At 55.4% G+C, this 12,644-nt stretch carries 13 protein-coding genes and 1 pseudogene; 7 read left to right on the top strand and 7 right to left on the bottom strand.

Annotated elements, in window-relative coordinates:
- Positions 1 to 4 precede the first annotated feature (4 nt).
- From rimK to K7H09_RS11095, 3 genes are read right to left on the bottom strand one after another with little or no spacing between them, the layout of a single operon-like run.
- Positions 5 to 913, bottom strand: a complete 909-nt coding sequence (rimK, locus tag K7H09_RS11105) for a 30S ribosomal protein S6--L-glutamate ligase (protein WP_009287111.1) — start codon at positions 911 to 913, stop codon at positions 5 to 7.
- Positions 914 to 954: 41 nt separating this feature from the next.
- A complete protein-coding gene (locus K7H09_RS11100) occupies positions 955 to 1,395 on the bottom strand; it encodes an ATP-dependent zinc protease family protein (RefSeq protein WP_009287110.1) in 441 nt (146 codons plus the stop codon).
- A 33-nt stretch (positions 1,396 to 1,428) separates the two neighbouring features.
- Positions 1,429 to 2,466, bottom strand: a complete 1,038-nt coding sequence (locus K7H09_RS11095) for a DUF3549 family protein (RefSeq protein ID WP_009287109.1) — start codon at positions 2,464 to 2,466, stop codon at positions 1,429 to 1,431.
- 327 nt (positions 2,467 to 2,793) lie between these two features.
- Between K7H09_RS11095 and K7H09_RS11090 the strand changes: the two genes are divergently transcribed.
- Positions 2,794 to 3,129 (top strand): YqcC family protein, encoded by a 336-nt coding sequence (locus K7H09_RS11090; RefSeq protein WP_027958669.1) that lies wholly within the window; start codon positions 2,794 to 2,796, stop codon positions 3,127 to 3,129.
- Positions 3,130 to 3,209: 80 nt separating this feature from the next.
- Here the strand turns inward: K7H09_RS11090 and K7H09_RS11085 are convergent, their stop codons facing one another.
- Positions 3,210 to 3,836, bottom strand: coding sequence for an OmpW/AlkL family protein (locus K7H09_RS11085; protein WP_022522983.1), 627 nt, complete (start codon positions 3,834 to 3,836; stop codon positions 3,210 to 3,212).
- 530 nt (positions 3,837 to 4,366) lie between these two features.
- Between K7H09_RS11085 and K7H09_RS11080 the strand changes: the two genes are divergently transcribed.
- Together K7H09_RS11080 and K7H09_RS11075 are read left to right on the top strand one after the other, a co-directional pair.
- Entirely contained in the window at positions 4,367 to 4,861 is a 495-nt protein-coding gene (locus K7H09_RS11080; protein WP_041158675.1) for an AAA family ATPase, read from the top strand.
- Positions 4,862 to 4,952: 91 nt separating this feature from the next.
- Positions 4,953 to 5,282 carry a VOC family protein gene (locus tag K7H09_RS11075; protein WP_035538312.1) on the top strand — a complete coding sequence of 110 codons (330 nt, stop codon included), beginning with the start codon at positions 4,953 to 4,955 and terminating at the stop codon, positions 5,280 to 5,282.
- A gap of 72 nt (positions 5,283 to 5,354) precedes the next feature.
- On the opposite strand, the pseudogene K7H09_RS11070 reads toward K7H09_RS11075, so the two are convergent.
- Positions 5,355 to 5,483, bottom strand: a pseudogene (locus K7H09_RS11070) (type II toxin-antitoxin system RelE/ParE family toxin); the annotation flags it as partial.
- Positions 5,484 to 5,613: 130 nt separating this feature from the next.
- Between K7H09_RS11070 and K7H09_RS11065 the strand changes: the two are divergent.
- The 4 genes from K7H09_RS11065 (at position 5,614) to K7H09_RS11050 (ending at position 7,147) form a co-directional block, all read left to right on the top strand.
- On the top strand, positions 5,614 to 5,940 hold the full coding sequence (locus K7H09_RS11065) for a DUF7709 family protein (protein ID WP_027958672.1): 327 nt from the start codon (positions 5,614 to 5,616) through the stop codon (positions 5,938 to 5,940).
- A 51-nt stretch (positions 5,941 to 5,991) separates the two neighbouring features.
- Entirely contained in the window at positions 5,992 to 6,528 is a 537-nt protein-coding gene (locus K7H09_RS11060) for a hypothetical protein (RefSeq protein ID WP_041158648.1), read from the top strand.
- Positions 6,529 to 6,644: 116 nt separating this feature from the next.
- Positions 6,645 to 6,887 (top strand): type II toxin-antitoxin system Phd/YefM family antitoxin, encoded by a 243-nt coding sequence (locus K7H09_RS11055; protein ID WP_027958673.1) that lies wholly within the window; start codon positions 6,645 to 6,647, stop codon positions 6,885 to 6,887.
- Positions 6,884 to 7,147: a Txe/YoeB family addiction module toxin gene (locus K7H09_RS11050; protein ID WP_039859212.1), complete on the top strand. Its 264-nt coding sequence runs from the start codon at positions 6,884 to 6,886 to the stop codon at positions 7,145 to 7,147. Before K7H09_RS11055 ends, K7H09_RS11050 begins: the two co-directional genes overlap by 4 nt.
- A 171-nt stretch (positions 7,148 to 7,318) precedes the next feature.
- On the opposite strand, the gene putA is transcribed toward K7H09_RS11050, so the two are convergent.
- Complete coding sequence (gene putA, locus K7H09_RS11045; RefSeq protein ID WP_052475639.1) at positions 7,319 to 10,975, bottom strand: bifunctional proline dehydrogenase/L-glutamate gamma-semialdehyde dehydrogenase PutA; 3,657 nt, start codon at positions 10,973 to 10,975, stop codon at positions 7,319 to 7,321.
- Positions 10,976 to 11,119: 144 nt separating this feature from the next.
- A complete protein-coding gene (gene putP / locus K7H09_RS11040; protein ID WP_009287104.1) occupies positions 11,120 to 12,613 on the bottom strand; it encodes a sodium/proline symporter PutP in 1,494 nt (497 codons plus the stop codon).
- Between the last annotated feature and the right edge of the window lie 31 nt (positions 12,614 to 12,644).

Genomic DNA, 12,644 nt, shown 5'->3' with positions numbered 1-12,644 from the left:
TGCCTTAGCCTTTAGGCTTGGGCGGTGCTTTACGGGCTGGTGAAGCGTTTCTTTCAATGTGCTCAATGATCATTCCCGCAATATCTTTGCCGGTGGCGTTCTCAATGCCCTGCAAACCAGGCGAAGAGTTAACCTCCATAATCACCGGGCCGTGATTGGAGCGTAGCAAATCGACACCGGCAACGCGCAGGCCCATGGCTTTGGCTGCACGGATCGCCGTTGAACGTTCCTCAGGGGTGATGCGGATCACGGTGGCGGTGCCGCCGCGGTGTAGATTCGAGCGAAACTCACCGTCCGCCGCCTGGCGCTTCATTGAAGCGACCACTTTATCGCCAATCACGAAGCAGCGAATATCGGCGCCACGCGCCTCTTTGATGTACTCCTGCACCATGATATTGGCTTTCATGCCCATGAACGCTTGAATGACGGATTCAGCGGCTTGGTTGGTTTCCGCCAATACCACACCAATCCCCTGGGTGCCTTCGAGCAGCTTAATGACCAGCGGCGCACCTTTGACCATGGTGATCAGGTCGGGAATGTCATCGGGGGAGTGGGCAAAGCCGGTAATTGGCAGCCCCAACCCCTTACGCGACAGCAGTTGCAGTGAGCGTAATTTATCCCGCGAACGGGTAATCGAGACGTTATCGTTGATAACGTAGGTGCCCATCATTTCAAACTGGCGCAGCACCGCACAGCCGTAAAAGGTGACCGATGAACCAATGCGCGGGATCACCGCATCGAAAGGCTCAATCTCTTGGCCTTTATAGTGGATCGAAGGGTGGTGCGAGGTAATGCTCATATAGCAACGCAGCGTGTCCACCACGCGGGCGGTATGCCCACGCTGCTCTGCGGCTTCAACCAGGCGGCGGGTAGAGTACAAATTGCGATTGCGTGACAGCAGAGCGATATGCATGTAGGAGACTCCGAGCTGAGATTGAAGCGACTAATAAGGGGTTAAGGCTCACCGTGCAAGAATGCGGCACCGGGGGCCACCAGGAGGCGGCGCATGGCACTACGGCCTAGTAGCATCGGGTGGCGCATATTGCTGCGGTCAGTAAGGGTCAGTTCAATGGGGAAATTCAAATCGCCCATCTGCATCGGGGTACGTATAACATAGCGCCACTCGCTATGACCGTTGGAACTGGTGACCCGGCGTCGATCATGCAGGTGCAAACGGAAGCGATGCGCTGGCGTGTCTGGCCCTCCGCTATGGGTGATAAAGCTAACCCACAGTTGACCATGGTCATCTTCATCGGTCTCTATCTCTTCTGCATGCAGTGCAGATGTTCGCGCGCCAGTGTCAGCTTTACAGCATAGGTGAAGCCCTAGTTCAGGTAGCGTCACCATCTCGCGGCGGCCAATGACCGCTTTGGCCTGATAGGGTAATTCCTTCACGGCTCACTCCTTGCAATTAAAAGTGACATCGGATCAAGCGTTCCTCTGTGACATCATCAGTGTCAAACGGCGTTGGGTTGCGGAGCCAGCAGGCGCATCCCGCAGTGCCATCATGACCGGTAAGCGTAGTCGTGGTATTAACGCAATATCACGCACTACGGCGGCAAAATCGCTACGCTCATCTTCTGCTAAGCGTTGCAGAAAAAGTGGCAGGCGCTGCGCGTCTTCAAGATAGCCCCAGCCGCGCCCGGCTATTGCCGCGAGCACATCCGGCCCACAGGCCGCTGAGTTGTTAAGTAAGGCCGTGTACCAATTACCCACCTCTGATGCATCCGTATTGCCCACTGCGCGCAGACAGGCACACAGCGTTTCGATGTCGCCCGCTTGTGCAGCGGCTTCGCCACGACGCTGCAGTGCCGCGACTAACGCCTGTGGCAATGGCTGGTGCTCTAAACAGTAGCACAAGGAGTGGATAACGGCGGTAGGCAGTTCAGGCAACCGCTGCGCGAGCGATTCAGCGTCAAGTGTTTCCATTCTCACGACGTAATCGGCAATCCCTTGTAACCCCAATGCCTGCCAATCGATCGCTTGCTGGCCGCTCAAGTAGGCATCAACCGGCTCAAAATGCTGGCTGGCGGGTAGCCCACGCGCATGGGTGGCGCGTGCATTGAGCATGGCTTGGAAGGTGACGTTAGGCGTGAAGGCGAGGGGATTATCCTTCATTAAGTGATCCACGTCCGCTGTTTCTTCACGACCCACGTTAGAAACCGCGCGCCCCAGTGTTTCCAGCAGCCGGTTTAAAAACGCATCGCGCTGGGCGGGGGCAATCATTCCCTGCTCGTCCAGTGGCAAGGCTAAGAACCAAATAGCCGGTTCGGGCATATCGCCAAGGCGAAACACAATGGCTAAGCGCGCTTGGCCTTGCCAGGGTTCTGGCCAGGCCATTTCGCCACCTTCAAAGGCGGCAAGTGACTCCCGCGGGCAGGAGACGACATGGCGCCCCATATGGTAAAGGGAAACCTCGCCACCGCTGCGGGTAAAAAACTCATCAAGGGTTTGAATTGGTTGCATGACATCCTTCCGCGTTGCAAGCCTGCACTCTACCTTGCTGATGTGACACTGTCAGCCGCAGAGACTGATAAAACATGGTGTTAATGACAATGCCTTAAGGCATTAGCATTAATGACAATGCGGTTAAAAATTAATCAACTGTGCGAAAGCCCCATGAGAGCAAGCGTTGCGACACCTTTCCATAGTTTATCCACAGGCTCGTGCAGGTTTTCTGTGAGTCTATGGATAACTTCCCGCAAGCGTTGATAGGTGGCAAGGCACTCGCTGAGTGGGGATAATGGGCAGACGACACACTTTTCATTTTCCGAGGTAGTGACACACGTCTTTATGAGTACTTATCAACCGCTGCAGACAGCACTTCTAGAGCTTGAGGCGTCGATGAAAGCCGCCGATCTATGGCGCATGCCAACACCCGATGCAGAGGCGTTTGCCAGCCAGCAGCCATTTTGCATCGACACGATGTCGCTGCCTCAATGGGTACGCTTTGTGTTTATTGCCCGCTTGAACGCTTTGATGGATGCCCGTGCAGCCATGCCCGCAAAGTGCGAGGTGGCTCCCGCCGTGGCGGCCTATTTACAGCAGGAGAAAACACCCGCCCACCACCAGCTGCTCATCGTGCGGGCGGTAGAGAAGGTCGACCAGATCGTCACTGAAAGCGCTTAAAGCGGCATGCTACTAAACGCACAAAGCCCACCGTGAGGCAGGCTTTGTGGATAACATCCGCTAGCGGTTTTGCAAGTGGCTTAGAAGCGGTAACTGAGGCCTGCCATGACCACGAGAGGATCGATCTCAACGGTACCTGCCGCCGCACCGTTAACGCTCGCATCGGTATCGATATCGATGTACCAAGCAGCGGCGTTCAGCGCCCAATGGTCATCAATTAATAGATCAACACCTACCTGGCCTGCCGCTCCCCAGGAGTCATCCAGGTCTAAATCACCAATCGTCAGCTCCTCATCGGAGAAAAAGGTGTAGTTAATACCGGCGCCGACATAGGGCTGTACGCGTGACTGAGTGCCGCCCAGCGGGTAGTACTGCAGTGTTAGGGTCGGCGGCAGGTGCTTGGTTGAGGCAATGTTATCGCCGTTTAAATGGATGTCGTGTTCAAACGGCAGCGCCGCCAGTAGTTCCACGCCGACTTTATCGTGGAAGCGATAGCCCAAGGTGAACGCGAAATCGGTTTTATCCTGTACATCCACTGATAGCGCACCGTTGGCCAGTGAGCCGTTGTCGCTGGTGGGGGCGACTTTGGCCACACCCACGCGGGTGAAGAAATCGCCAGCGCCGTAGGCGAATGCCTGGCTGCTGGTCATCATTGCCGCAGCGGCAACAGTGGTGACGAATAATGTAGGCAGGGCGGCTTTACGCATGGGATCACTCCAGGTGTTAACGCAGATAGTAAGATTAGACGGCTTTTCGATAGCCGCTTAACGATGAAACCAGTGTAACGAGACCCAGGGAGTGGATTATTGATCCAGGGCAAGAGTTATTAGACATGGGGGGGTTAGGGGGAGGGGAGGCTGGAGAGACCTAATTCAGAAGCGGGCTGCTAACCATTTGGCTTGCCCATTTGTATGGATGCATGCGCAGTGATATGAAGTATTTTTAGTCTGTAATGCGTGTTTTTCTGATACGCTCAGCAAGAGGTATGATCAAATATTGCCAGAATATTGTTTATAAAAATAAATTAAAACAGCAGGTTGTAAAACATCTGCTCGTGTTTATAGGCAATGCGAAAAGATGGTCAGGAATGAGCATGCGCATTTTTCTAGCGAGCATTTGAATGGGAGTTGGTAATTTGCCCATTACTATTAACACATTGGAGTTTTTTTATGGTGTTACGCTTTCTAGGAAAATACGTATGCGCAGAAATAAACTGCTATGCAATACGAGGCAAGAAATGAAGAAAGGAGTGTTGACATTTTTCTGCGGGAAAATGGGGGCAGGGAAAACTACAAAGTCTCTTGAAGTTTCCCAAGAACGAAACGCCGTACTGCTTTCAGAAGACGAGTGGCTTGCGTCGGTTTATCCCGATAGCATTAAGACACTGGAAGATTACGTAAAATATGCTGGACGGCTCAAGCCTCAAATGAAGAAGCTGGCTCAGTCGATCTTGGCGTCAGGCACTAATGTGGTAATGGACTTTCCTGCAAATACGATTCCGCAACGAAAATGGCTTAGAAGTGTCTTTTCAGAGATTCAGGCTCCCCATGAGCTAATTTACATTGACCAGCCAAATGATACCTGCTTAGAGCAGATAGCCAAAAGGCGTGCAGAACAACCGCAGAGAGCGACAACGGATACTGAAGAGATGTTTGAGCAGGTTACAAAGTACTTTGTTGCGCCCACACCTGATGAAGGGTTTAACATAACTGTAATTTCGGCAAATGGATAATAGCCGCAGGTACAGCGACTGCTTGTACGTTGCGGCTGCGCCTTTATTACAAAGCCGCGCACGTTGCAGCGTTATGTCATTTTGGTGAATTATGAAACTTGATTTGTTCGTACTACGGTGCAGCGATTTGCGGGCCAGCAAGCAGTTCTATGAGCAGCTCGGTTTCAGCTTCGTGGAAGAGCAGCATGGCTGTGGGCCAGTGCATTACTCGTCAGAAAATGCGGGGTTTGTATTCGAGTTGTATCCATTGGTTAGCAGCGAATCAGTAGACAACACGCGACTAGGATTTTCAGTGGAAGGTCTGGGCAATATCATCCCTGACTTAGAATTAGTGGACCAGTATAAGTTTGGCGGAAAGCATGTTTATGTCGTCCAAGATCCTGATGGCAGAAAGGTTGAGCTTAGTGAGCAGAAACCATAACAAGCGGCATCACGGTGAGCGCTTTTCCGCTGCTCCAAAGCGCAGCTTGTACCGGGAGTTATAACGTCATTGCTACCGTTTGAGATCGTGGTAGAAATTTTCGTGTGAGCCCAAGACCATCAGTTCAAGGACAAGAGCACCATCATCAAAACTGTAGCCGAGCAGAGTCAGTTGCTCGTTCATTTTGAACTGATGGACTCTAGCGCAAACGCTAAGAAGCTTGTTGCCGCCTGAAACAGCCCATTTAGGCCGTGCACCGGATGCCAACCCCTTCGCTGCGTTTGCCCACGCTGATGACTGTCTTGAGCTGCTTTAAAGAGGAATAATTGCAATGAGCAACAGTATTGAAAACTCAGACCAGTTGGCTGAGGCCAACCAAAAAATTGTTTCAGAAGGTCAGGTTCTTCCTTCTGTTCGACTTAAAGATGGTAGCAAGGTACAGACGGGCACTGTCGCAACCATGCTCCACAACATTAATCTATACAATTCAGGCGAGCGCGGGCAAGTAGAGAAAGAGCTTGAGCTGGCGGTGCCGACACTGATCAAGGTAGGACTGTTTGAACTATTTGCGCCTGATGATTGGATAAACGGCTCTAATCCTGGGCGTCGTTTCGTAGGCGAGCTTGCAAAAGGCTACTTGTCAGAAGCAAGGGGCTAAAGCAATGTACGCAACAAGCTTGGGATTACGGCGTTACGTGGAGAGAAGGCGTTGAACCATAGCGAACACTCGTCTTTTAGAGAAAAGCTCGTTGAGCATCTTTTCATTGGCGAACTGCTAAAGCTTTCCTGGAAGGAATTTGGCTGCACGCTAGAGGTGGCGAGTCCAGAAGTTGATAACGCTGGCTATGATCTAATAGCGGAAGATAATGGGGTCGTGAGGCACATACAGCTTAAAGCTTCATACGTTGGCGGCAAAACAGCCAGCCAGAAAGTTCATACGAGGCTTTCTGAAAAGCCCTCTGGGTGTGTTATTTGGATTTATTTCAACGAAGATACCTTGGAGCTGGGGCCATTCCTCTTCTTTGGCTCTCTTCCAGGCGAGAAATTGCCTAGCCTTGACGGGCTTAAGGTTGCAAAACATACCAAGGGCGACCAGGGCGGATTTAAAGCCGAACGCCCTAATATAAGGGTTTTGCCAAAAGGTTGGTTTAAAAATTTCAGTTCTATCGATGAGGTCTATGAGGCCTTATTTGGGGCAACATGTTACAAGGCCGCTACCACGAAACCGGGAGAAAAGGCTCAATGAGTATCAGGGCCATACACGCGAAAGACGTATTCTGACGATGTTATGCGCAACGTTCGTCTTGACGTACGTACCCAAAGGCGTACATTGTTAGAAAATTGAATGAGCAAGAGGGCGTCATGACCGGAATCACAGCAACTGAGGCGCGCAGCAATCTTTATCGGTTGATCGACGAAACTGCCGAGTCTCACCAGCCCATCGTCATCATGGGCAAGCGGAACAAAGCTGTCTTGGTATCCGAGGAAGACTGGTCGGCGATTCAGGAAACACTTTACCTGCTCTCCGTGCCAGGTATGCGGGAGTCTATTCGTGAGGGGATGAATACCCCCCTAGATGAATGCGATGAGGAGCTGGACTGGTGACATGGAAGTTGGTTTACACCAAACAAGCCCAAAAAGATGCGAAGAAACTGGCCTCCAGCGGCCTCAAGCCAAAAGCCCAGGATTTACTGGTACTGATTGCAGAAGACCCCTACCGTAAGCCGCCTCCGTTTGAGAAGCTTATTGGTGATCTTGCTGGCGCCTACTCACGCCGGATCAATATCCAGCATCGCCTAGTCTACCAAGTGCTTGAGGACGAGCGAGTGGTGAAAGTTCTTAGGCTCTGGAGCCACTACGAATAATGCATCACTAGCTGCTATTACCGGAAAACTCGTTCGTTAGATAAAAAAAGCCGCTAACGAGTAGTGGCTAACTATTGATTACTGAGACAGTCTGGGTGGAGGGCGAGCGACCTCAATGAGTCGCTCGCCTCCTAAGCACCGATCCCTAAGCACCTACCATTTAGCGCCGACCTATTCAGCCGTTGCCAGCAGGCTGGCGTTACCACCCGCTGCGGTTGTGTCTATGCACAGATGACGTTCCACCACGTAGCGATCCGGCGAGATGGTCTGGGTCTCGAGCGATACGATGGCACCGTCGCGCTTGGCCAGCGCCATCCGCAGTTCACGAGTCCAGTCGCTGGCGCCAGCGGCGGCGACCGCTGCAATGCCTTTGACTTCGCTCAGTGTCTCGGCTGAAACGCTTCCATCAAGCCCAGCCACCGGTGCGCCGGCATCGGTCAGTGGCTTCACGGCTTGCTCGGCACCTGATGCGACTACGACAGCGGCACAGCCCGCGCCTAGGGCCTGTGCTGCTTGAGCAATGGCGATATCCAGCGTCGGCCCTAGGCACAGAACCACTCCCTTGGGGTACATTGCCAGGCGGTTGCTTTCCCCTGTCGGCCCTGGGAGGGTCTGCGGTGTCATATCTAACGCTGCCGTTTCGGCAAGTGCCTTGCGGATCACGCCGCCTTTGCCGGAGAGCGCCTTGCGCAGTACCTCGATGCGATTGGGTCGTACCGCCCAGTTACGCGCATCCAGCCCGTCTATGGCCGATTGGAGGTCGCCGAGTGATACGGCTTTTCCCTCCGGCGTCTCGTGGCACTCGGCTTCAGCGGTGCGGCGGAAGCGATTGACGTAGAGCGGGCCGCCAGCCTTAGGCCCGGTACCTGAGAGGCCTTCACCGCCGAACGGCTGAGAGCCAACGATAGCGCCGATCTGATTACGATTGACGTAGACGTTGCCGACATGGATGCGCTCGACGATCTGCTGCACGCGGTCGTCGATGCGGGTGTGCAGGCCGAAGGTCAGCCCGTAGCCCTTGCCATTGATGTCGTCGACGACCTTGTCGATATCTCGCGCCTTGAAGGTGGCCACGTGCAGCACCGGGCCGAAGATTTCACGTTCGAGATCTTCAATGCCTCCAACCTCGATCACCGCCGGGGTCACAAAGGTACCGGTGTACGGCGCAGACAGCTTCTTCAGTACTTTGCCAGCTTTCTCATTCGACGCCACGTAGTCGCTGATTTCTTGTTGTGCATCGACGTCGATCACTGGCGAGACGTCGGTATCGGTATTCCAAGGGTCGCCAATGGTGAGCGCGTCCATGGCGCCATAAAGCATGTTGAGCAACCGGTCGCGGGCCTCTTCCTGAACATACAGCATGCGCAGCGCTGAACAGCGCTGGCCAGCCGACTGGAAGGAGGAGATCAGGATATCGCGCACCGCTTGCTCGGTCAGCGCCGTGGAGTCCACGATCATGGAGTTCAGACCACCGGTCTCGGCGATCAGTACGGCGTCGGGACCTGCGTTGTCCGCCAGAGCCTTGTGGATGATCTGTGCCACCGGGGTCGAGCCGGTGAAGCAGACGCCAGCGATACGTGGATCGCTGGTTAGCGGGCCGCCCACCGTTGGGCCGTCGCCAGGAAGCAACTGTAGTGCCGCTTCCGGTAGGCCAGCCTCACGCATCAGCTCGACGGCGCGGGCGGCGATTAGTGGTGTCTGCTCGGCGGGCTTGGCGAGCACCGCGTTGCCAGCAACCAAGGCGGCAGCGATCTGGCCGGTGGTGATGGCCAGGGGAAAGTTCCACGGGCTGATGCAGACGAAGATGCCGCGGGCGCTGCCGGGCTCTTCCGCTTCCAGCCGCTCGCCCTCGTTGGCGTAATAACGCAGGAAATCCACCGCTTCGCGCACTTCGGCAATACCATCGAACATCATCTTGCCCGCTTCGCGGGTGGCGATCACGGTCAGCTCGGCAATGTGTTCCTCGTAGAGGTCGGCGGTGCGTCGGAGTACCGCGGCGCGTTCGGCTGCCGGGCGCGCCGACCACTCTTTGAAGCCTTGCTCGGCGGCGTCGAGGGCAGTGGCGACCTCTTCCGGGGTGGCTTCATGCACCTTGCCGATCACCCGAGAGCCGTCGGCGGGGGAGACGGTATCGCGCGCCGGGCCCTGGGGAGCGGGGCTGCCCACCAGCATGGGGCCTGCGGTCCAGGTGGCGTCGGCAAATGCTTCGCGGGCATTGAGCAGCGGCAAAATCGAAGCGGGTTCGTTGATGCGGTAGCCCTTGGAATTCTTGCGGTCGGGCTCGAACAGCTCGCTGGGCTGGCGGATCAACGGGCTTGAGACGTCGTTGCCGAGTTGCTTGAACCCTTCAATGGGATCTTTTGAGACCTCGCTCGCCGGAATCGAGCTATCCACCACCTGGTTGACGAACGAGGAGTTGGCGCCATTCTCCAGCAGACGGCGTACCAGGTAGGCCAGCAGGTCGCGGTGCGCACCGACAGGGGCGTAGATGCGACAGTGCGTACCTTCTGACTCCTTGACGATGTGGTGTAGCGATTCGCCCATTCCATGCAGGCGCTGGAACTCGTAGCTGTCTTTGTCGTCGCCCGCCATTTCTACAACGGCGGCGCAGGTGTGGGCGTTATGGGTCGCGAACTGCGGGTAGATGCGGTCACGTCGGTCGAGCAGCATTTGCGCGCAGGCCATGTAGCTGACATCGGTGTTGACCTTGCGGGTGAAGACCGGGAAGGTCTTCACCCCCATCTCCTGGGAGAGCTTGATCTCGGTATCCCAGTAGGCGCCCTTAACCAGCCGCACCATAATCTTGCGGTTAAACCGCTCGGCCAGCTCGTAGAGTGTCTCGATCATCGGCGCGGCGCGGCGCCCGTAGGCTTGCACGACGACCCCAAAGCCGTCCCATCCGTCCAGGCTGGGGTCGGCCATTAGGGCCTCGATCACGTCGAGGGAGAGATCCAACCGATCCTGCTCTTCGGCGTCGATATTGAAACCGATATTGGCCTTGGCCGCCTGCTGCACCAACTCCTTGGCGCGTGGCACTAGCTCTGTCATCACCGTGTCACGGTGTGTGTACTCATAACGCGGATGTAGCGCCGAGAGCTTTACTGAGATGCCGGGGCTTCCGCGCACGTCGCCCTTGGCCTGCTCGGCAATCGCGGTGATCGCCTCTGAATAAGCTTGGTGATAGCGGACGGCATCTTCGTCGGTGCGTGCCGCTTCACCCAGCATATCGTAGGAGTAGGTATAGCCCTGTTTCTCCAGTTCGCGGGCATTCTTCATGCCTTCTTCGATGGTCTGGCCAAGCACGAACTGGCGGCCGAGAATCTTCATCGACTGGCCAACCGCCTTGCGTACCACCGGCTCGCCCATCCGGCGCACCAGGCCGCGCAGCGCTCGGGTCGGGCCCTTGGGGTCTTCTTCCAACACCTTACCGGTCAGCAGCAGTGCCCAGGTAGAGGCATTGACCATTGATGACGAGGACTTACCCAGGTGGGCGCCCCAGTCGGAGGGCTCGATCTTGTCGTGGATCAGGTCGTCGATGGTTTCTGCATCGGGCACGCGCAGTAGCGCTTCTGCCAGACACATCAGGCCAACGCCCTCAGTGGTCGAGAGCCCGTACTCGGCAAGGAACGCCTCCATCATCGAGGGCGACCTTTCCTTGCGCACACGCTCCACGTAGTTGGCGCCAACGGCGGCGACCTTCTTGCGGTCATCCTCCGACAGCTTGATACGCTCGACCAGCCCGTGCAGCACATCTGCCTCGTTGGCGTCGTAGTTGGTGCGAATGCGTGAGCGTAGATCACTCACGTCGCTATGCAGATGGTCGTTCATACAGGGTCTCTCCTTGCTAGCCGACACTAAGGCGTTGCTGCGTCGGTTAGGGTGTAGTCATACTTTTTGCAGTCAACACAAAATAACTAACCTAAAGAGGGCTCCCGCGGGAGCCCTCTTGATACGCTCAATGTGGCTGAGCGCTTACTTGCGTTCGATATGCTGATATTCACCGGCATCGTCAGTCGCATTGCTGACTACGATGATGGCGATGAAGGACGCGATGAAGCCAGGAATAATCTCGTACACGCCAGGACCACCCAGGAATTCACCGTTCCAGCCCAGTGAGATCCAGATCATAACGGTGAGAGCACCCACGACCATGCCTGCGATGGCGCCATTGCCATTGGTGCGTGACCACATCAACGACAAGATAATCAACGGGCCAAACGCGGCGCCGAAGCCTGCCCAAGCGTTACTGACCAGCCCCAGAACCTGGGAGTTTTCGTCAGAGGCAATAACCGCTGCCACAATGCCCACAAGTACTACACAGACACGGCCTACGGCGACACACTGCGCTTCCGTTGCGTTCTTGTGCAGGAACAGGCGATAGAAGTCTTCGGTTAGTGACGAAGAGGCCACCAGAAGCTGGCTTGAAACGGTGCTCATAACCGCTGCAAGCAACGCCGCATAGAGGAAGCCGGTAATCAACGGATGGAACAGTAGGTCTGCCAGGATGATAAAGATCGTTTCCGGATCTTGGACATCAATACCGTTGCGGATCGCATAGGCCCGGCCGAAGATGCCCAAAGAAACGGCACCAATCAGCGAGATGAGCATCCAGCCCATGCCAATGTTGCGGGCAATGGGCACATCCTTGAGTGTGCGGATCGCCATGAAGCGCACAATGATGTGCGGCTGACCGAAATAACCCAGGCCCCAGGTCACAGCCGACAGCCACCCGATGAAGGTCAGCCCCGACGTCCAGGAAAGCAGGGTGGGATCGACTTCATTCAGGGTCTGTGTTGCCTGCGATAAGCCGCCGCCACCTTCGCCAAACAGCACCACCGCTGGCATGATCACCAACGCTAGCATCATGATGCAGCCTTGCACGAAGTCCGTCATGCTCACTGCCAGGAAGCCGCCGACAACCGTATAAATAAGCACCACGCCCAGGGTGATCATGACCCCCATGGCGTAGTTGCTCATATCGCCGAAGTTGTAAATGCCAGTAAACGCGCTTTCAAACAGCTTGCCGCCTGCCACTAGGCCTGACGCGGTATAGACTGCGAAAAAGATCACGATGACGACAGCGGAGACTGTCCGCAGTGACATTGACCGCGTTGGGAAGCGGTTTGCCAGGAAAGCCGGAATGGTGATCGCGTTGCCGTAGTGAACCGTCTGTTCACGTAGACGAGGGGCGACTAGAATCCAGTTGAATAACGCCCCCACGAGCAAACCAATACCGATCCACGCCGAGCCTAAACCCGAGACGAACATTGCACCGGGCAAGCCCAGCAGCAACCAGCCGCTCATATCTGACGCACCGGCCGACAGGGCCGCTACTTTTGGGCTGAGGGTACGACCACCCAGCATGTAATCTTCAGAGGAAGAGGTGGATTTGCGCATCGCATAAATACCGATGGCAACCATTAGCGCAAAGTACGCAATGAGACTGATCCAAACACCTATAGCCATGTAACTTCTCCAATTATTCAGGACGGAGCTA

Origin of the sequence: Halomonas sp. IOP_14, from assembly GCF_021021315.1 — a bacterium.
Taxonomy (GTDB): Bacteria; Pseudomonadota; Gammaproteobacteria; order Pseudomonadales; family Halomonadaceae; genus Vreelandella; species Vreelandella titanicae.
The sequence above is the reverse complement of the archived record's forward strand: the minus strand, read 5'-3'. Positions and strand labels throughout refer to the sequence as shown.

Coding starts and splice junctions, on each gene's coding strand:
- K7H09_RS11080 (WP_041158675.1), top strand. CDS start 4,367: ATGAAGAAAGGAGTGTTGACATTTTTCTGCGGGAAAATGGGGGCAGGG.
- K7H09_RS11055 (WP_027958673.1), top strand. CDS start 6,645: ATGACCGGAATCACAGCAACTGAGGCGCGCAGCAATCTTTATCGGTTG.
- rimK (WP_009287111.1), bottom strand. CDS start 913: ATGCATATCGCTCTGCTGTCACGCAATCGCAATTTGTACTCTACCCGC.
- putP (WP_009287104.1), bottom strand. CDS start 12,613: ATGGCTATAGGTGTTTGGATCAGTCTCATTGCGTACTTTGCGCTAATG.
- K7H09_RS11065 (WP_027958672.1), top strand. CDS start 5,614: ATGAGCAACAGTATTGAAAACTCAGACCAGTTGGCTGAGGCCAACCAA.
- K7H09_RS11085 (WP_022522983.1), bottom strand. CDS start 3,836: ATGCGTAAAGCCGCCCTGCCTACATTATTCGTCACCACTGTTGCCGCT.
- putA (WP_052475639.1), bottom strand. CDS start 10,975: ATGAACGACCATCTGCATAGCGACGTGAGTGATCTACGCTCACGCATT.
- K7H09_RS11090 (WP_027958669.1), top strand. CDS start 2,794: ATGAGTACTTATCAACCGCTGCAGACAGCACTTCTAGAGCTTGAGGCG.
- K7H09_RS11095 (WP_009287109.1), bottom strand. CDS start 2,466: ATGCAACCAATTCAAACCCTTGATGAGTTTTTTACCCGCAGCGGTGGC.
- K7H09_RS11075 (WP_035538312.1), top strand. CDS start 4,953: ATGAAACTTGATTTGTTCGTACTACGGTGCAGCGATTTGCGGGCCAGC.